The organism is Streptomyces sp. 8N616, from assembly GCF_052246385.1.
GTDB lineage: Bacteria > Actinomycetota > Actinomycetes > Streptomycetales > Streptomycetaceae > Streptomyces.
Genome location: NZ_JBQQBY010000026.1, coordinates 62,432 through 81,330 on the forward strand (window position 1 = coordinate 62,432; position 18,899 = coordinate 81,330).

General features: G+C 71.1%; 16 protein-coding genes. 8 read left to right on the top strand and 8 right to left on the bottom strand.

Annotated features, from left to right (window positions below):
* Positions 1-5: 5 nt before the first annotated feature.
* Together ACTWQC_RS23395 and ACTWQC_RS23400 are read left to right on the top strand one after the other, a co-directional pair.
* Complete coding sequence (locus tag ACTWQC_RS23395) at positions 6-989, top strand: ABC transporter ATP-binding protein (RefSeq protein ID WP_443317752.1); 984 nt, start codon at positions 6-8, stop codon at positions 987-989.
* On the top strand, positions 982-2,028 hold the full coding sequence (locus ACTWQC_RS23400) for an ABC transporter ATP-binding protein (RefSeq protein WP_443317753.1): 1,047 nt from the start codon (positions 982-984) through the stop codon (positions 2,026-2,028). Before ACTWQC_RS23395 ends, ACTWQC_RS23400 begins: the two co-directional genes overlap by 8 nt.
* 76 nt (positions 2,029-2,104) lie before the next feature.
* On the opposite strand, the gene ACTWQC_RS23405 is transcribed toward ACTWQC_RS23400, so the two are convergent.
* From ACTWQC_RS23405 to ACTWQC_RS23425, 5 genes are all read right to left on the bottom strand, one after another.
* On the bottom strand, positions 2,105-3,214 hold the full coding sequence (locus tag ACTWQC_RS23405; RefSeq protein ID WP_443317754.1) for an ABC transporter ATP-binding protein: 1,110 nt from the start codon (positions 3,212-3,214) through the stop codon (positions 2,105-2,107).
* 11 nt (positions 3,215-3,225) lie between these two features.
* A complete protein-coding gene (locus ACTWQC_RS23410) occupies positions 3,226-4,287 on the bottom strand; it encodes an ABC transporter ATP-binding protein (RefSeq protein WP_443317755.1) in 1,062 nt (353 codons plus the stop codon).
* Between the two features lie 11 nt (positions 4,288-4,298).
* On the bottom strand, positions 4,299-5,276 hold the full coding sequence (locus ACTWQC_RS23415; protein ID WP_443317756.1) for an ABC transporter permease: 978 nt from the start codon (positions 5,274-5,276) through the stop codon (positions 4,299-4,301).
* 99 nt (positions 5,277-5,375) lie between these two features.
* Positions 5,376-7,172, bottom strand: coding sequence for an ABC transporter substrate-binding protein (locus tag ACTWQC_RS23420; RefSeq protein WP_443317757.1), 1,797 nt, complete (start codon positions 7,170-7,172; stop codon positions 5,376-5,378).
* Between the two features lie 117 nt (positions 7,173-7,289).
* Positions 7,290-8,318 (bottom strand): ABC transporter permease, encoded by a 1,029-nt coding sequence (locus ACTWQC_RS23425; protein ID WP_443317758.1) that lies wholly within the window; start codon positions 8,316-8,318, stop codon positions 7,290-7,292.
* 489 nt (positions 8,319-8,807) lie between these two features.
* On the opposite strand from ACTWQC_RS23425, the gene ACTWQC_RS23430 reads away from it, so the two are divergent.
* Positions 8,808-9,860 carry a hypothetical protein gene (locus ACTWQC_RS23430; RefSeq protein ID WP_443317759.1) on the top strand — a complete coding sequence of 351 codons (1,053 nt, stop codon included), beginning with the start codon at positions 8,808-8,810 and terminating at the stop codon, positions 9,858-9,860.
* A gap of 76 nt (positions 9,861-9,936) precedes the next feature.
* On the opposite strand, the gene ACTWQC_RS23435 is transcribed toward ACTWQC_RS23430, so the two are convergent.
* Positions 9,937-12,075, bottom strand: a complete 2,139-nt coding sequence (locus tag ACTWQC_RS23435; RefSeq protein WP_443317760.1) for a prolyl oligopeptidase family serine peptidase — start codon at positions 12,073-12,075, stop codon at positions 9,937-9,939.
* Between the two features lie 492 nt (positions 12,076-12,567).
* On the opposite strand from ACTWQC_RS23435, the gene ACTWQC_RS23440 reads away from it, so the two are divergent.
* The 4 genes from ACTWQC_RS23440 to ACTWQC_RS23455 all read left to right on the top strand — a co-directional run bounded on the left by ACTWQC_RS23440 (position 12,568) and on the right by ACTWQC_RS23455 (position 16,595).
* Positions 12,568-12,762 (top strand): hypothetical protein, encoded by a 195-nt coding sequence (locus tag ACTWQC_RS23440; RefSeq protein ID WP_443317761.1) that lies wholly within the window; start codon positions 12,568-12,570, stop codon positions 12,760-12,762.
* Positions 12,763-12,865: 103 nt separating this feature from the next.
* The gene (gene mshB, locus ACTWQC_RS23445; protein ID WP_443317762.1) at positions 12,866-13,771 is read left to right on the top strand and encodes an N-acetyl-1-D-myo-inositol-2-amino-2-deoxy-alpha-D-glucopyranoside deacetylase; all 906 of its coding nucleotides are present in this window, start codon (positions 12,866-12,868) and stop codon (positions 13,769-13,771) included.
* Positions 13,768-14,136: a DUF6113 family protein gene (locus ACTWQC_RS23450; RefSeq protein WP_443317763.1), complete on the top strand. Its 369-nt coding sequence runs from the start codon at positions 13,768-13,770 to the stop codon at positions 14,134-14,136. The genes mshB and ACTWQC_RS23450 overlap by 4 nt, the downstream gene beginning before the upstream one ends.
* Before the next feature lie 155 nt (positions 14,137-14,291).
* Positions 14,292-16,595 (top strand): hypothetical protein, encoded by a 2,304-nt coding sequence (locus tag ACTWQC_RS23455; protein WP_443317764.1) that lies wholly within the window; start codon positions 14,292-14,294, stop codon positions 16,593-16,595.
* Positions 16,596-16,677: 82 nt separating this feature from the next.
* Here the strand turns inward: ACTWQC_RS23455 and ACTWQC_RS23460 are convergent, their stop codons facing one another.
* Complete coding sequence (locus ACTWQC_RS23460) at positions 16,678-17,109, bottom strand: DUF2000 family protein (RefSeq protein WP_443317765.1); 432 nt, start codon at positions 17,107-17,109, stop codon at positions 16,678-16,680.
* A 62-nt stretch (positions 17,110-17,171) separates the two neighbouring features.
* On the opposite strand from ACTWQC_RS23460, the gene ACTWQC_RS23465 reads away from it, so the two are divergent.
* Positions 17,172-17,993, top strand: a complete 822-nt coding sequence (locus tag ACTWQC_RS23465; RefSeq protein WP_443317766.1) for an AraC family transcriptional regulator — start codon at positions 17,172-17,174, stop codon at positions 17,991-17,993.
* Positions 17,994-18,045: 52 nt separating this feature from the next.
* On the opposite strand, the gene ACTWQC_RS23470 is transcribed toward ACTWQC_RS23465, so the two are convergent.
* Positions 18,046-18,885, bottom strand: coding sequence for a transglutaminase-like domain-containing protein (locus ACTWQC_RS23470; RefSeq protein WP_443317767.1), 840 nt, complete (start codon positions 18,883-18,885; stop codon positions 18,046-18,048).
* Positions 18,886-18,899 lie beyond the last annotated feature (14 nt).

Genomic DNA, 18,899 nt, shown 5'->3' on the forward strand with positions numbered 1-18,899 from the left:
GTCCCATGACCACCGCACTGCTCGAAGTGCGCGATCTGCGCGTGGAGTTCCGTACGAGGGACGGTGTCGCGAAGGCCGTCAACGGAGTGTCGTACAGCGTCGGCGCGGGCGAGACCCTGGCCGTGCTCGGCGAGTCGGGCTCCGGCAAGTCCGTGACGGCGCAGGCGGCCATGGGCATTCTCGACAGCCCGCCGGGCCGTGTGACGGGCGGTCAGGTGTTGTTCCAGGGGCGGGACCTGCTGACCGCGTCCGCGGAGGAGCGGCGCAGGGTGCGGGGCGCCCGGATGGCGATGATCTTCCAGGACGCGCTGTCGTCGCTGAACCCCGTGCTGAGCGTGGGCTCTCAGCTCGGCGAGATGTTCCGCGTCCACCAGGGCCTGTCCCGCAGGGAGGCGAAGGCCAGGTCGGTCGAGCTGATGGACCGGGTGCGGATTCCGGCGGCGCGGCAGCGGGTGAACGACTATCCGCACCAGTTCTCGGGCGGTATGCGGCAGCGCATCATGATCGCGATGGCGATGGCGCTCGAGCCGGACCTGATCATCGCGGACGAGCCGACGACGGCGCTGGACGTGACGGTCCAGGCGCAGGTGATGGACCTGCTGGCGGAGCTGCGGCGGGAGTACGCGATGGGGCTCATTCTGATCACCCACGATCTGGGTGTGGTCGCGGATGTGGCGGACCGGATCGCGGTGATGTACGCGGGGCGGATTGTGGAGACCGCCCCGGTGCACGAGCTCTACAAGCGCCCGGCCCACCCGTACACCCGCGGCCTGCTGGACTCGATCCCACGCGTGGACCGGAAGGGCCGGGAGCTCTGCGCGATCAGGGGCCTGCCGCCGAACCTGCTCAGGATTCCGCCGGGCTGCCCCTTCAACCCCCGCTGCCCCCGCGCCCGCGACGCATGCCGCACGGACGTCCCACCGCTGCACGACGTGGCCGAAGGCCGCACCAGCGCCTGCCACTTCTGGAAGGAGACGCTCGATGGATGAGGCAATCCTCCGGGTGCGCGACCTGGTCAAGCACTACCCGCTCACCCAGGGCCTCGTTTTCCGGCGCCGGGTCGGCGCGGTGAGGGCCGTGGACGGGGTCTCCTTCGACCTCGCGCGGGGCGAGACGCTGGGCATCGTCGGCGAGTCCGGCTGCGGCAAGTCGACCGTGGCCAAGCTGCTGGTGAACCTGGAGCGGCCGACGGAAGGGGAGATCCGGTACCGCGGCGAGGACATCACGAAGCTGTCGGGGAGCGCGCTGAAGGCCGTGCGGCGGAACATCCAGATGGTGTTCCAGGACCCGTACACCTCGCTCAATCCGCGGATGACGGTCGGCGACATCGTCGGCGAGCCCTTCGACATTCACCCGGAGGTGGCGCCCAGGGGCGACCGGCGGCGGCGGGTCCAGGAGCTGCTGGACGTCGTCGGGCTCGACCCGGAGTACGTGGGCCGCTATCCGCACCAGTTCTCCGGCGGGCAGCGGCAGCGCATCGGCATCGCGCGCGGCCTCGCCCTGCGCCCGGAGGTCATCGTCGCGGACGAGCCGGTCTCGGCGCTCGACGTCTCCGTGCAGGCGCAGGTCGTCAATCTGATGGAGCGGCTCCAGGACGAGTTCGGGCTCTCCTACGTCTTCATCGCGCACGACCTGTCCGTGGTCCGGCACATCTCGGACCGGGTCGCGGTGATGTACCTCGGCAGGGTCGTGGAGACCGGCACCGACGAGCAGATCTACGAGCACCCCACCCACCCGTACACCCAGGCCCTGCTCTCGGCCGCCCCGCTGCCCGACCCCGGGGCGCGCGAGCGGCGGACACGCATCCTGCTGGACGGCGACGTCCCCTCGCCTGCCGACCCGCCGTCCGGCTGCCGCTTCCGTACGCGGTGCTGGAAGGCGGCGGAGCGCTGCGCGCTGGAGGAGCCCCGGTTGGCGGTCCCGGCGGACTTCCGTGGCGTCACGGGACCGGTCGCGCACCCGTCGGCCTGCCACTTCGCCGAAGAGAAGCCGCGGGCCGGCCTCCCGGCGGGGGCAGCGCACGCGTAGCCCCCGGACACTCCCGGCCGGTGCCGGTGCGTCCGGGGGCTGTTGAACTCGGACCCGTGGGGGCCTGGTCCGGGGCCTAGTCCGCGTCCTCGAGCGCGGCCAGCGCCGGGTCGAGGATCACGTCCTCGTCGCGCGCCGCGATCGTCGGCTCCTCCGGGAAGTGGCACGCCGTCAGGTGCCCTTCCCTGTTCCCGCTGATCCGGACCAGCGGCGGCTCCTCCGTCGCGCACTTGTCCTGGGCCTTCCAGCACCGCGTACGGAAGCGGCAGCCGGACGGCGGGTTGATGGGCGAAGGCACGTCCCCGGCGAGGCGGATGCGCTCGCGGGAAGGCGTCTCCTCGTCCAGCTCGACCTCGGGGACGGCGGAGAGGAGCGCGTGCGTGTACGGGTGCCGCGGCCGGTTGTAGATCGAGTCGCGGTCTCCTATCTCCACGACCTTGCCCAGGTACATCACCGCGACACGGTGCGAGAAGTGCCGTACCACCGCGAGGTCGTGGGCGATGAAGAGGAACGCGATGTCCAGCTCCCGCTGGAGCTCCTGCAGCAGGTTGACGACCTGCGCCTGGATGGAGACGTCCAGCGCCGAGACCGGCTCGTCCGCCACGATCAGCTTCGGCTCGAGCGCGAGCGCGCGGGCCACGCCGATGCGCTGCCGCTGGCCGCCGGAGAACTCGTGCGGGAAGCGGTTGTAGTGCTCCGGGTTGAGGCCCACGGTCTCCAGCAGCTCGCGCACCCGCTTCTCGCGGCCGCCCGGCGGGTTGATCCCGTTGATCTCCATCGGGCCACGGATGATCGTGCCGACCGTCTGCCGCGGGTTCAGCGACGAGTACGGGTCCTGGAAGATCATCTGGATCTCGGAGCGGACCCGCGCGAGCTGCTTGCGGTTCGCCCGCGTGATGTCCTGGCCCCGGTAGGTGATCCGGCCGCTGGTCGGCTCCAGCAGCCGGGTCAGCAGCCGTCCCGTGGTGGACTTGCCGCAGCCGGACTCGCCGACCAGGCCGAAGCTCTCGCCCGCGTGCACGGTCAGGTCGATGCCGTCCACGGCCTTCACCGCACCGACGGTGCGCTTGATCGGGAAGCCGCCCCTGATGGGGAAGTGCTTCGTCAGACCCTCCGCCGTCAGCAGGGGCTCGGCCGACGCCGGATCGGCGTCGCGCGGGGTGGGCAGGGTGAGTTTGTCGGTCACGGTGAATCTCCCTAGCCCAGCCGGGGCTTGATCTGCTCGATGAAGAAGGTCTCCTTCTGCTCGCCCGTCAGGTGGCAGGCTGACCCGCGGCCCTCGGGGAGCACGGGCCGCTCGCCGGAGCACCGGCCCCCGGCGACCTCGGAGACGAAGGCGCAGCGCGGGTGGAAGGGGCAGCCGCTCGGCGGGTTCAGCAGACTCGGCGGGCTGCCGGGGATCGACAGCAGCTCCTCGTCGGTCCCGGAGGAGATCCGCGGCATCGAGCCGAGCAGCCCCCAGGTGTACGGGTGCCGGGGGGAGCGCAGGACCTCCTTGACCGTGCCGCGCTCGACGGCCCGGCCGGCGTACATCACCAGGATGTCGTCGGCCGTGTTGGCGATGACCCCGAGGTCGTGGGTGATGAAGATGATCGCCGAGCCGAACTCCTGCTGCAGGTCCTTGAGCAGGTCCAGGATCTGCGCCTGCACGGTGACGTCCAGCGCGGTCGTGGGCTCGTCCGCGATCAGCAGTTCCGGGTTGCAGACGAGCGCCATCGCGATCATCGCGCGCTGCCGCATGCCGCCGGAGAACTGGTGCGGATAGTCGTCCACCCGCAGCTTCGGCTGCGGAATGCCGACCTTCTCGAGCATCTGGATCGCGCGCTGCCGCCCCTCGCGCCGGGAGGCGCCGGTGTGCTTCATGTACGGCTCGGCGATCTGCCGGCCCACCGTGTAGTACGGCGAGAGCGCCGTCAGCGGGTCCTGGAAGATCATCGCCATCTTGTTGCCGCGCAGCTTCTCCAGCGTCTTCTCCGGCGCGCCGGTCAGCTCCTGGCCCTCGAGCAGGATCTCGCCCGAGACGGTCGTGCCGACCGGGTTGTGCAGGCCCAGCACCGTGAGGTTGGTGACGGACTTGCCGGAGCCCGACTCGCCGACGATGCCGAGCGTCTTGCCCCGTTCGAGGTCGAAGGAGAGGCCGTCGACCGCCTTGACGATGCCGTCCTCGGTGGAGAACCGCACGTGCAGGTCGCGCACGGACAGGAAGGCGTCGGAGCCGGTCGGCGCGGGCTCGCCCTCGGTCTTGGTGAGAGTGGTCACGGGGGGTTCTCCTAGGACAGGCGCACGCGCGGGTCGATGAAGGCGTACGCGGCGTCCACGATGATGTTGAACAGCAGGATGAAGGCGGCGCTGACGAGCATCACGCCCATCGTGAGCGGCAGGTCCTTGTTCTGCACCGACTGCACCGCGAGGCGCCCGATGCCGGCGAGGCTGAAGGTCTGCTCGGTGACGATGGCGCCGCCGAAGAGCGCGCCGAGGTCCATGCCGAGGATGGTGACGATCGGGGTCAGCGAGCCGCGCCAGGCGTAGCGGTAGAAGACGTAGTTCCGCGACATGCCCTTGGCGCGCGCGGTGCGTACGTGCTCCTCCTGCAGCTGCTCGATCAGCGTGGAGCGCGACATACGCGTGTACTGCGCGGTGAAGATCGCCGCCATGACGCACCAGGGGATCAGCAGGCCCATGAACCAGCCCGCCGGATTCTCGGTGATCGGTACGTACTTGGGGTTCTCCAGCCAGCCGGTGCTGTAGACGAAGATGCCGAGCACGATCGGGCCGAGGAAGTAGATCTGCATCGAGCTCAGCACCAGCGAGACCGAGCTGACGGTCTTGTCGGTCATCGTGCCCTTGCGGCGGGCCGCGACGATGCCGGCGCCGAGGCCGACGGTCAGGAAGACCGCGAGGCCGCCCGCGGTGAGGGAGACCGTGGTCGGGAACCGGTCGACGATCGTGTCCCAGACCTGCTGGTTGTTGTTGAAGGACACCCCGAAGCAGGGGGCGTCGCAGCGGCCGACGGCGAAGTCGCGGCCGACGAGGATGCCCTTCATGAACTCCCAGTACTGCACGGGCACCGGCTGGTCGAGCCCGAGGTTCTTGTGGATGACCTCGAGCGCGGGTGCGGTGCAGTTCTTGCCGCACGCCAGGGTGGCCGGGTCCTGGGGGATGGCGAAGAAGAGGAAGAAGGTGAACGCGCTGATCAGAATCAGGATCGCGACGGCGCCGAACGTCCGGCGAATGAGGAACTGAAGCATGACGATTCGCTGCTCTCGGGACGGCGGCTGGGAGGGGGGCGGCTGGCCGGAGGGTGCCTGCTCCGCCTGGCAGGCACCCCCCGGTTCAGTGCTGTGCTGTTACTTCTTCAGGTACAGCCGCGTGACGTCGATGTAGCTGGTGTCCGCGTTGTACCGGGCGCCACCGACGTTGGAGCCGTAGATCTGGAACTGCTTGGTGAAGTACATCGGGGCGGCCGGGTTGATCTCCTCCACGATGTACTTGTGCAGCTTGACCCACTCGGCAGTCGCCTTCGCCGGGTCGGTGATCTTCGCGATGCGGGAGATCTCGGAGTTCACGTGCTTGTCGTTGAGGTGCGCGTAGTTCGCCGAGCCGTCCTGGATCTGGCTGCCGTCGAAGGACGGCGGGATGACGGTGCTGGCGGAGGACCAGTCCTGGCCCCAGCCGGTCATGTAGATGTCCAGGCCGTTCTTGACCTTGCCCACCTGCTCGTACCAGGTGGCGTTGTCGATGTCCTTCTTCTGGACGTCGAAGCCGGCCTTCTCCAGCGCATTGGCGATGATCACGGCCTGCTGCTGGCGGATCTCGGTGTTGGCGTAGGCGTAGACGAGCTTCATGCCCTCCTTGCCGGCTTCCTTGAGCAGCTTCTTCGCCTTCTCCGGGTCGCCGTTCGGCTTCTTGAGCTTGCCGTACGGGTCGTAGCCCTTCTCATAACCCGGGAGGGTCGGCGCGAGCAGACCGCCGGCCGGCTCACCGCCGTAGGTGCCGCCGTCGGGGCGGATGATCTGGATGCTCGGAAGCGCGTAGGTGATCGCGTCGCGGACCTTCTTGTCCTTGATGCGGTCCAGATTGAAGTTGAGCTGCCAGACGTACGGCTGGTAGCCGCGGATGGTGCGGGCGAAGGCCGCCTTGTCGTTGACGACCTTCTTGGCCTGGCTGATGTCGACGGCGCCGGTGAACTGGACGGCGTTCTTGGCCTCCTCGCGGTCGGCCAGGATGCGCTTGGTCTGCTCGGCGTCCTGGACGTTGTACGTGATGTCGAAGCCGTCGACGTACTGGTGGCGGACCGAGTCGGTCTTCGGGTCCCAGTTCGCGTTCTTGACGAGTTTCATGACCTTGCCGGGCTTGAACTCGCTGATCTTGTATGGGCCGAGGGCGACCGGCTTGGTGTCGTACTTCTCCTTCGTGTCCGCCTTCTCCGGAACGATGGAGTAACCCCGCATGGCCAGCGCCTGCGGCAGGTCGGGCTGCGGTTCCTTGAAATGGAAGACGATGGTCTTCTCGTCCGGGGTCTCCAGGACCGAGTCCGGAAGGTGCTTGCCCTTGTAGGGGCCGTCGGGCAGCGCCTTGCGGTACGTGGTGCCGGCGCCGGACAGCCACTGCTGGAGGTAGGTCGGCCCGTCGCTGATGAACGGCGCGTACAGGCGCTCGACGGTGTGGCGGACGTCCTTGGACGTGATGGCGTTGCCCTTCTCGTCCTTGATGCCATCCTTGAGCGTGTACGTCCAGGTCTTGCCGCCGTCGGACGACTTGCCGGAGTCGGTCGCCATGTCACCGACGACTGTCTTGGCACCGTTGTCGTCCTCCTCGAGCTGAGTCAGCCCGCGGTGGATGAGGCGGCCGAGCAGGGTGGCGTCGCTGACGTAGCTCTGTCCGGGGTCCAAGTGCGAGAAGTCGTCCGTCTGCCAGACCGTGATCGTGCCGCCGGGCTTGGCACCGGGGACCTCCTTGGCCGGGCCGGTGGACGCGGCGGCGTCACCGAGCGCGACCGCCTCGGACTGGGACTTCGCGTCCTCCTGCGTGCTGGACTTGTCCTTCTCGCTGCTGCTGCCGCTGCTGCAGCCGGCGAGCGCCAGCGACCCTGCCGCGAGCGCAACCACGATGGCGCGCGCTCTGCGCGAAGAGGCGGTGTTCATGACGTCGGGTGCTCCTGCCTGTCGGTTGTGATCCATGTGTGCTACCGGGTGCGGACGGGGTCCGGCTGGTGCGGACGGTCCGGCGAAGGGTCGGCAGCCACCCCCCTCGAATGGAGGTCACCGTCCGGACTTCGGATCGAAGGCATCCCGGACCGAGTCGCCCAAGAGGTTGAAGGCGACCACGAAGATCACCATGGCGATGCCCGGGAAGAACATGTAGGTCGGGTTCGTCTCGTAGATCCGGCCCGCGATGGCGAACATCCGGCCCCAGTCGGGCGTCGGCTCCTGGAAGCCGACGCCGATGTAGGACAGGAACGCGACCGACAGGATCGTGGAGGGCAGCATGTACGTGGCCTGCACCAGGATCGGCGTGACCAGGTTCGGCAGCAGCTCCTTGCGGATGATCCGCCAGGGCGAGGCGCCGGTGACCTTCGCGGCCTCGATGAACTCCCGCTCCCTCAGGGACAGGGTGGAGCTGCGGACCAGGCGGCTCATGCCCATCCAGCCCAGGAACCACAGCACGATGATGATGGCCGCTGCCCGGATGTAGGTCGGGGTCTCCTCCTGCGGATTCACGAAGACCGCGACGACCACGGGCATGGTGGCGATGAGGAACAGCTGCTGGGGGAAGGCGAGGAGGAAGTCGGTGATCCGGCCGAGCCAGTAGTCGACCTTGCCGCCGTAGTACCCGCCGACGAGGCCGATGACGACACCGGTGACCACCATCAGGATGGTCACGACCACCGAGGTGTAGAGGGACGTGCGCATGCCGTAGAGCAGCTGCGTGAACACATCGCGGCCGAGGTTCGGTTCGAGGCCGAACCAGAAGTCGCCGGAGATGCCGCCGTTCGCGCCCACCGGGTCGCCGAAGTCGTCCAGCAGCCCGATCTGCTCCTGGCCGTACAGCGTGTACGGGTCCTTGCCGTAGAGCCACGAGATGACCGGGGCGAGCGCGGCGATCGCGAAGAAGAAGAGCACCACGAAGGCGGAGAGGACGCCGGTGCGGTCGCGCTTGAAGCGCAGCCACATCAGCTGGCCGGGGGAGCGGCCGGTCAGCGACTGGTCCGGTCCGGATCCCTTGGTGGGGGTCTCGGGAACCACTGCTGCCTCAGCCGCCGTACCAGCCGCTTGGGTTGGGCTCGTCATTTTGGCTACCTGCCCCCGAGGCGAAAAATTGTTTGACACGTAAGCAGCGGGTCTGCGCTGCTGATTGAGCGGAACTCTTACGAGCGAATCAACGCGCGTCAAGAGGCAAAGCGGCGGGGAGCGGCCGACTCTGTGCTTCTTGAGCGAAGATTTCGCAGATTGAGGTGCGCGCGTGCTTGACAACATCCGCACGTGGGGGACATGAGTGATTTATGCGGACCAAGTTCGTTAACAAGCAAGCAACTTGACTGACGCAACACCGATATACGGACGCGTCACGCTGGACAGCGTACGGCCGTGCGGGTGCCGTAGACCGGCCGGGGAGGGCTTTGCCGCCGTCCCCGGCCGGTCGCTTGTCGGTTCGGTGTCACGCGGGGTAGAACCGCCACCATGGGCGCTATGGGGCAGAGTCGCACACTGATGCGCGGAGCGCGCTTATTCGGGGCAATTGCCTTCGCTCTGCTCGCGCTGGTCGAGTTCGTATGGATCATGCATGACGCCCACGCGGCGGTGGAGACCGCGGACGTGTGGTGGCTCTGGGCGGGGATGCCGTCGCGGGCGGAGGGCGGCATCTGGGGTACGTCGCTGGCGGACCCGGTGCTGGTCTGTGTGCATACGGGGGCGGCGATCGCCGCGCTCCGGTCGGCCCCGGCTTCGGCTTCCGCTTCTGCTCCCGGATCTGCTGCCGGATCTGTTTCCGCCGCTGGAGCGCTTGGTTCCGCGGCGGTCGTCACCATCGCGCTGCGGATCCCCAGCCTGTGGACGCTCCAGTCCGGCTGGATGCGCGTGGTCGACGAGGACCTTCGGTCCCGGGCGACGCTGACGGCGGGGACGGGCGTGCTGACCGGCGTCGCGCTGCTTGTCGCCGTCGCGGCAGGGCGCCGGCGCATGGACGGGGGCGAGGGCAGAGGCGTGGGCGGCGAGGGCAGAGGCGTGGGTGGTGTTGTGCGCCCCGGCCGGGCCGCGTCCGTCATCGCCTTTCTCTTCCTGGGCGTTGCGGCGGGGGCCGTGGCCGCCTGGCAGATCCACTGGGCGCGGGAGTGGGGTTGGCGGACCTACGGGAAGCTGCTCGTCGGCGACGGCCCGCAGAACGTCTACGCGCTGCTCCAGCCGCCGTTCGGATGGCTCGCCTGGACGGTGGTCCTCGTGAGCCTGGCGGCGGCGGTCGCGGCCCTCGCGCGTACGGCCTTCTCCCGGCCGCTCGGCATGACGGCGGCCACGATGCTGCTCGCCCGCGGGCTGACGGGCGTATCGGCGCAACGGCGGACCGGGCTGCTGGCGCACGTCTGGGACCTGCCGGTCCGGGACCAACTGAGCGTGGCCACGGCGGTCTTCGAGCTGCTGGCCGGGGTCGTGGTGCTCGCGGCACTGGGACGGCGCGGCCGCCGACCGGAGGCAGAGCCGTACGGGGGCGAGCGGTACGGGAGCGAGCCGTATGGGAGCGAGCCGCACGGGGGCGGACAGTACGGGAGCGCGCATGGCTACGCGGGCGGGAGCCGCGGTGGCGAGTATCGGCCGCCCCCGCCCCCGCCCGGCCGGTGAGACGCACGGCCGCTGCGCACCCGCGGCTCCGCCCCGGTGGCTGCGGTCGGCTCGGCCGCGGCCGGGGGAGAGTCCGTCAGGCCATGCCCAGCGACCGCTTCAGGAAGGCCACCTGAAGCAGCAGCAGGTTTTCGGCCACCTGCTCCTGCGGCGTCATGTGGGTGACCCCGGACAGCGGCAGCACCTCGTGCGGCCGGCCCGCGGCGAGCAGCGCCGAGGACAGGCGCAGGGTGTGTGCGGCGACCACGTTGTCGTCCGCGAGTCCGTGGATGATCATCAGCGGGCGGTGCGTCTCCGCCGCGCCCGACAGGCCCTCGTCCGTCACCAGTGAGTTTGCCGCGTAGACCTTGCCCTGCTCGTCCGGGTGGCCGAGGTACCGCTCCGTGTAATGGGTGTCGTACAGCCGGAAGTCGGTGACCGGCGCACCCGCCACGCCCGCGTGGAAGACGTCGGGGCGGCGCAGCACGGCCAGGGCGGCGAGATAGCCGCCGTACGACCAGCCGCGGATGGCGACGCGGGACAGGTCGAGGGGGTGGTTTCCGGCCAGCCCCTGAAGGGCCTCCACCTGGTCGTCGAGGGTCGCGCCCGCGAAGTCGTTCATGACCCCCTTCTCCCAGGCGGGTGAACGGCCGGGCGTACCACGGCCGTCGGCGACGACCACCGCGAAGCCCTGGTCGGCGAACCACTGGGACGTGAGGTGCGGATTGTGGGCGGCGACGACGCGCTGGCCGTGCGGACCGCCGTACGGGTCCATCAGGACGGGCAGCGGCCCCTGGTCCTCGCGGTAGTCCGTGGGCAGCAGAACGGCGCACGGGATACGGCGCGTGCCCGCCTCTGTCAGCCGCGCGCGGGCCGTCAGCACCGGTTGTTCCGCGTAGGAGGTGATGGTCGCCACGGACTTGCCGTCGCTCAGGACGCGGGCCGTGGCACCGCTCGCGCCGAGCGTGGCCGAGGAGAGCACGGAGACGGTGCCGGAGCGGACGGCGGAGTGCACGCCCTGGCCTTCGGAGAGGCGCTCGGTGCCGAGTTCGTTGACGCGGTGCACGTGGATCTCGCCGATGGCCGGATCCGACGCCTCGGGACCGGCGGACGCCGAGATCAGGATGTCGGCCTGCGAGACGTCCAGCACGGCCCGTACGTGCAACTGGGGCCCGGTGAGCGGCCGGGCTCCCACGACCAGCACGCGCGCCCCGCCCTCGTCGGCGATCCGTACGAGCCGGCCGTCCGGCGTCCACGCGGGCACGCCGGGGAAGAGATCGAGCCAGACCGGGTCCTCGTCGGCGTGCAGCATCCGCGTCCGGCCGGTCTCCGTGTCCACGGTGAGGTAGAGCTGGCCGCGCTGGTCGCGAGCCTGCACGAGGAGCAGCGGCGGGCCCGCGGGAGACCAGTGCACGCGCGCGAGGTACGGGTACGCGGCGCGGTCCCACTCGACCTCGGTGCGGGAGCCGTCGAGGCCGATGAGGAGGAGCCGGACGTCGGCGTTGGGCGTCCCGGCGGCGGGGTACGCGACCTCCTGCGGCTCGCGGTCCGGATTGGCCGGGTCGGCGATCCACCAGCGCTGGACGGGGGACTCGTCGACGCGGGCGACGAGCAGCCGCTCGCTGTCCGGCGACCACCAGAAGCCGCGGGAGCGGTCCATCTCCTCGGCGGCGATGAACTCGGCCAGGCCGTACGTGACGCCGTCCGCGTTCTCGCTCTCGCCGCCGCCGGGTGCGGCGAGCGCCCGGTCGCCCGCGCCGTCGGCGTCCACGACGCGGAGGGCGCCGCCGGCGACGTACGCGACGCGCCGCCCGTCCGGCGAGGGCCGCGGGTCCACGACCGGGCCGGGGACGGGGAGTTCGCGCGCGGTGCCCGCCCGGAGCTCGGCGGTGAAGAGGCGGCCGGAGAGCGCGAAAGCGGCCAATTCGACGGCCTCGTCAACCGCGTAGCCGACGACGCCCGCGGACCCCTCCCGGCTGCGTTCGCGCCGGGCCCGCTCCTCGGCGGAGAGCTCCTCGGAGGCGCCGCCGAGCAGCGCGGCGGGATCGGCGGCGATCCGCTCCTGTCCGGATTCGAGATCGCGCACCCAGAGCAGATTCGCCCGGTCGGTGCCGCTGCGCGAGCGGAGGAAGACGACCCGGGTCCCGTCCGGCGACACGGTGAAGGCGCGGGGGGCGCCGAGGGTGAAGCGCTGGGTGCGGGCGTACTGGCGCGGAAAGGAGATCTGTCCGGTCATGGACAGACCCTATGCGCGCCTGCCACCCGGCACACCGCAGTCGACCACCCCAGCTGTGCTTTCCGCCACGCCGCCGGTGACGGCCCCGCCTGCGGGCTCCGCCGACAGCCGCCGCGGCCCGGGGCCCTGCGGGGTGGGGGTCGCCTTGGTGGAAGGTGTGCTCTGCGGTGTGCATACGTACGCACTCCGTCGGCCGGGCCGCGCGGTCTCCTGCGAGCGGGTCTCACTCGCGCGTCGAGCGAGGGCCGCCTTGCGGCAGCGAGCGGCCGCCCCGCTCGGCGGCGATGGGACCGCCGCGCGCAGGGCGGGCTGCGCAGGCACGACGCGGCCGCGCCGACGAGGCGACCCGTGCGCCCCTCGTCTGCTCCCGTGCACCGATTCGTGCTCGGGAGCGGAAAGTTATGATCAGTTGCGCATAGTGGGTTCGACGCCCGCGGTACAGCGAAGTTGTGCGCTCCTTGTCCTCGGCCGCGTCTTTGGAGGTGAACCGCCGTGGCACTTTCGATTTCGGCGGTGGTGCTGCTGGCGATCATCGTCTTCCTGCTGATCCGGAAATCCGGGCTGAAAGCCGGACACGCGGTGGTCTGCATGCTGTTGGGCTTCTATCTGTCGAGTTCCTCCGTCGCCCCGACGATCAACGAGCTGACCACGAACGTCGCCGGCATGATCGGCGGCATCAAGTTCTGACGGCTCCCGGGCCCCGGCAGCGTCCGCGGCAGGGGCCGCTCCGGCAGCGGCCAGGCCGGCCGCCGCCACGGCTCGTACGCTCCCTGGCTCGTACGCTGTAGCCATGACCGATCTTCCCGGCCGCCGTCTCCTGCTCGTGCATGCACACCCGGACGACGAGACGATCAACAACGGCGCCACGATGGCCAAGTACGCGGCCGAGGGCGCCCTTGTCACCCTCGTGACCTGCACGCTCGGCGAGGAGGGCGAGGTGATCCCGCCAGGGCTCGCGCATCTCGCCGCCGACCGCGAGGACGCGCTGGGCGCCCATCGCGTCGGCGAACTCGCCGCCGCCATGGCCGAGCTCGGCGTCACGGACCACCGCTTCCTCGGCGGCCCGGGCCGCTACCGCGACTCCGGGATGATGGGCACCGAGCAGAACAACCGTCCCGGCTGCTTCTGGCGGGCCGACGTCGACGAGGCCGCGACGCACCTGGTCGCGGTGGTGCGGGAGGTACGGCCGCAGGTGCTGGTGACATACGACGAGATCGGCGGCTACGGCCACCCCGATCACATCCAGGCCCACCGCGTCGCCATGCGCGCCGCCGAACTGGCTGCCGAGCCCGCCTACCGCCGGGACTTCGGCGAAGCGCACGCCATCGACAAGATCTACTGGAACTGTCTGCCGCGTTCGGCCGCGGTGGCCGGTTTCGCGAGGCTGCGCGAGGCGAATCTGACCTTCGGCGGGATCGCCACGGCGGACGATCTGCCGGGTGTCGTCGAGGACTCCGAAGTGACGGCCCGGATCGACGGACGCGAGTACGCGGCGGCCAAGACGGCGGCCATGCGTGCCCACGCCACCCAGATCGCCGTGGACGGGCCCTTCTTCGCGCTGTCGAACGACCTCGGACAGCCGCTCCTCGTCGAGGAGTTCTACCGCCTGGTCCAGGGCAAACCGGGCGGCGAGGTGCCGGAGGACGACCTCTTCGCCGGAATCGCCGGGCCGGCCACGCCGGGGGCGGACCGGTGAGCGCCGGTCGCCTCGCCGGTTACGCGGCGCTGGCCGTGCTCGGCGTTCTCGTCGGCGCGGCGGGCGCACTCGCCCAAGCGGCCTGGTTCCCGGGCGGGTTGCTGCTCGCGCTGCTCGCCATCGGCGGGCTCTGCTACGGCGGCGTCAAAGCCCTCGGCACCCGGATCGGTGCCGCCGCGGCGGCCGCCGGCTGGCTGCTCGCCGTACTGCTGCTGACCACCACCCGTCCTGAAGGAGACTTCGTCTTCGGTGCGGGCGCAGGCTCGTACATCTTCCTGCTGGGCGGGATGATGGTCGCTGTGATGTGCGCCACCCTGCCTCATGTGCCACCACCGGGCGTGCAAGCCGCCCGACTTGGCAAGTGACGTGACAAAACTCCCCGTGCCGGTCAGCCGCCGTCGGAGTGGGCATTGCGGCCGTCCATGGGTCGATGTCGGCACTGCCCAGTATGGTGGAGCGCGCCGCCGAGCCGCCCGAGCGAGGTCATGACGGGCGGCGGAGCTAACCGGGAGAGCCTGCCTTGAGCCGAGAAACTGACAGTTCGTCCTCCGGTCCCCAGGGGCGCGGTGGAGCCGCATATCCCTCGGGGACCCCGCCGTACGGAACCCGCCAGTACCCGTCGCTGCACCCCCCGCAGGACGCCGCGCGCGAGAACAGCAGGGCGGCTGACAACGGCGCGGACGACGGCGAGGCCCCGAAGCCGGAGGAGCCCAGGACCGAGACGACGCTGACGACTCGGATCCGGATCAACATCCCGGGGTCCCGGCCCATCCCGCCGGTTGTCGTGCGCAAGCCGGTCGAGGAGGGGGACGCGGAAGCCGCGGCGGCCACGGGCCCGACGTCCTCCACCACGGGCACGTCTCCCGCGGCGTCGCCGACCCTTTCGGTACCCGCGCCCAAGGACGAGCAGCAGCAGGCCAGGTCCCGCGGCAGCGGCGAGGGCAGGGAAGAGCCGAAGGCCACGAGCGACTGGTTCGCGCCGCGCAAGGCGCCGACGTCGACGCCGGCATCCGCGCCGACACCGCCGACACCGCTGGCGGCTCCGGCCCCGCGCGGCGCCGGGGAGCGAAAACGCTCCGACATGCCGTACTTCTCGAACGGATCCGGCGCCGGGCCCGCATCGGGGCATGGCTCGGGTCCGGGCGCTGGTCCGGGTGAGTCCACCGGAGGCACGCCCGCGTACGGCACGGGCCGCCCCGACTCCGGGCCGTACGCCGGTCGTCCTGGCAGCGACCCGGGCACCGGGCCCACCCCCCCGTACGGCAGGGGTCCGGGCCCAGGACCCGCCGGGCCCACCGCCTCGGCCGGTGCAGGGCCCGCCGGCCCCGCCGGGCCGACCGGTGCCGGTCCCGCCGGGCCCACCACCGGGCCGATGACCGGAGACCTGCCGGTCCCGCCGCCCGGATTCCGGCGGCCTGAGGGCCCGGGAGGTCCCGGTCTCGGCGACGATACGGCGCGGCTCACCCCGCAGGCCCCCTCCCCAACCGACGGTGATCACCGCTCGCCGGCTTCCGGCATCGGCGCGGTCGGTGCGGCTCCCGGCGGCCCCGCCTCCGGCGGTCAGCTCCCGTCCGGCCTGGCAGGTCCGGGCGGTCCGGGCGGTCCGGGCAGCCCGGCCGGTCCTCCCGGCCCAGGTGGTCCGGCCCGGCCCGGCGGTCCCAGTGGACCCAGCGGTCCCGAAGGACCCGATCACATCTCGGGCGACACCCTGGTCAGTGGCGTTTCTCGGGTCCCGTCGTCCGGCGACTTCGCGTTCCCCGGCAGCCCGGCGGCCGGCGACCGGGCCTTCCCGCCCGGGCCGCCGATCGGAGAGGCCGCCGAGCCCCGCCCGGCGCCCGCCCCCGCGGCGAGCTCACCGGCGCCCGCTCCGCCCGGCAAGAAGGGCCGCTCCAAGCTCGTCCTCGCCGGAGCCGGGCTCGTCGGCGTGGCCGTCGTGGCGTACGGCGCGGGGCTGCTGCTCGATCACGCGGATGTGCCCAACGGCACGACCGTCCTCGGCGTGGACATCGGCGGCCTGTCGAAGGAGGACGCCGTCGCGAGGCTGGACGACGCTCTCGGCGGGCGCGTCAACGGTCCGCTGACCGTGGCCGTCGACGGCAAGGAGGAGCAGCTCAAGCCCTCCGCCGCGGGTTTGACCCTCGACACCGAGACGACCGTCCGCGGTGTCGCGGGGCGCGACTACAACCCGGTCTCCGTGATCGGCTCCCTCTTCGGCGGCGCCCGCGAGGGCGAGCCGGAGATCGAGATCGACGAGGAGAAGCTGGCGGCCGCGCTGAAGACCCTCTCCGGGGAGGTCGGCGGCAACCAGGACGGGACCATCAAGTTCGTACCGGGCAAGGCCGTCGCCGTACCGGGCAAGACGCACAAGGCCGTTGACGTGGAAGAGGCCGTCGCCGCCGTCGAGGACGCGTACTGGGAGCGGGCCGAGACCGGCCAGAGCGAGACCGTCGAGCTGCCCGTCAGCATGCAGAAGCCGACGATCAGCCGGGCCGAGATCGACCGGAAGATGAAGGAGTTCGCCGAGCCGGCGATGTCCGGCCTGGTCACGATCAAGGCCGGCGGCAAGTCGATCCCGTTCGGCCCGGACAAGTCGCTGCCGAAGGTCCTCTCGGTGAAGCCGGTGAACGGCCGTCTGGTGGAGGTCTACGACCGCGAGGCGCTCAAGAAGCTGTACGGCAGCACCTTCGACGGCGTCCTGATCACGAAGGGCGACGGCAGCAGGAAGCCGGTCTCGCCCGAGGACGTCGCCGCCGCGCTGGCCAAGGCCCTGCGCGGCAAGACACCCGCGGAGCGCATCGGCGTCATCCCGCTCGAGCCCAGCTAGGCCGCGGCCGGCCGAGTCCGGTGGTTCCCCCCCGGCCCGCACCTTCCCGGAAGGGCGGGTCAGGGGAGGAACCCGCCGCGCATCAGGGATGCATCCTGGCCCCCTTGAGGACCTTGTCCACGGCATTGCGCGGCCCGTGCACGGCCAAGCCGACCAGGTCGAGCTGATCCTTCGGCACCGCGCGCACCGCGGCCCGGTTGTCCCGGTCGTTGCCCGTGGTGAACAGGTCGGAGGTGAACACCGCCAGCGGCAGGGAGCGGCCGAGGGCGCGGGCGTGCGCGGCGGTCAGCGTCTCCTTCGTACCGGCGAAGACCAGGACGGGCTGGCGGAACATCGGCAGATAGCTGGTGCCGTCGGCGTCCTCGTACGCTTCGCCGATCACTTCGGGGATCAGCGTACCGACGCCGCTGACCAGGAACGCCGTCGCATTGAGCCGCTGCCAGGGCAGCAGGTCGTCGCGCAGCAGGACGGCGATCTTGGTGTCGAATCCGATCGGCTCTCGCTCGTCATTCATGCCTCGATCCATGCCTCGCAGACTGCCGACCGGGCACTGGCGGGGTCTTGTACGTTCTTTGCATGGTGGCCCGGCCGGAGATCTCGGCGTGGCGCCCGCCGGTGGCGGGTGTGACGGAGGTCTTCCACGCCCATTTCACCGATCACGCGTATCCCATGCACGTCCACGACGCCTGGACGCTGCTGATCGTTGACGACGGCGTGGTCCGCTACGACCTCGACCGGCACGAGCACGGGACGCCCAGCGACGTGGTGACCCTGCTGCCCCCGCACGTCCCGCACAACGGCTCCGCCGCGACACCACAGGGATTCCGCAAGCGGGTGGTGTACCTGGACATGACGTACCTGGGGGAGCGGCTCATCGGTCCTGCGGTCGACAGTCCCGATCTGCGCGACCCGGTGCTGCGCCGGCGGGTTCACCAGTTGCACACGGTCCTGCGGCTCAGGGGCGATGAGCTGGAGGCGGAGAGCCGGCTCGCGCTGATCGGCGAACGGCTGCGGCAGCGCCTGCGGAGGCAGCTGCGGAAGCGGACGGCATCGGCGACGGCATCGGCGCCGCCCCGGCGCGACCGGAGCGTGGCGCACCGCATGCGCGAACTTCTGGATGAACGGGTGCTTGACGGAGTGACCCTGGCGGAGGCCGCCCAGCTGGTGCACGCCCACCCGACGCACCTGGTCCGGGCGTTCAGCGGCGCGTTCGGCATCGCGCCCCACCAGTATCTGATGACGCGGCGCGTCGATCGTGCCCGGCGGTTGCTGCTCGACGGGCAGCCGCCCGGTGCGGTGGCGGCCGCCGCGGGGTTCTACGACCAGTCCCATCTGACGCGCCACTTCAAGCGGATCGTCGGCGTCGCCCCGGGCCGCTACGCCCGCGCCCGCCCGTAGGCCCGTAACCCTGCGGCCCCACGGCCCCACGGCCCCGCCCGTAGCCCGGGGCTCAGTTCAGCATGGCCCGCGCGGCGAGCGCCTGGCGCTGGAGGGACTCGGCCGCGCCCGGGTCGACGGGCGCGATCACCTCCGCGTACGCCTCCAGTTCCGCCGCGCCGTCCCTGAAGTCCCCGCGCTGTACGAGCAGTTGCGCGTGCTCGTACCGCAGCCGCGCCGGGTGGCTCGGCAGCAGCAGCGACAGCTCCACGGCCCACAGCTGCACATCCGACCGCTCGGGCCGTGCCGCCGCCCACGCCCGGATGTTGTTGAGGATCCGCAGGACGATCTCCAGCGGCGGGGCCGGGGAGAGCATCGCGGGCGTCGGCGGCGACCCCGTCGCGCCCACGACCAGCAGCTCCGCATCCGCACCCGTGAGCACCCGCCCCCCGTCGAAGGGGTCGGCGAGCACATGCCCGTCCGAGGCGGCGGGATCGCCGAAGCCGACGACGAAGTGACCGGGCAGCGCCACCCCGTACACCGGTCCGCCCGCCCGCCGGGCGACCTCCATCCACACCACCGACAGCAGGATCGGCAGGCCGCGCCGCCGCCGCAGCACATGCGTCAGCAGCGATGACTCCAGGCGCCGGTAGTCGGCAGGAGAACCGTGGAAGCCGCAGCGCCGGCCGAGCAGATCGGCGACGGCCCGCGCCCACCCGGCCGCCCCGTCGGCGGGCCGGAAGGGCAACAGCCCCGCCAGCCGGTCCAGTTCGATCTGCGCCTCGTCGATCCCGGCCTCGCCGATCTCCGGCTCGGCCTCGGCGGCGACCAGCAGGCACAGCAGCGCGAGGTCCGGGCGCTCGGCGCGGGCCGCCTCGGCGAACCGCTGCCGCCTGTCGGTGATATCGGGCATACGTGCCTGGTACC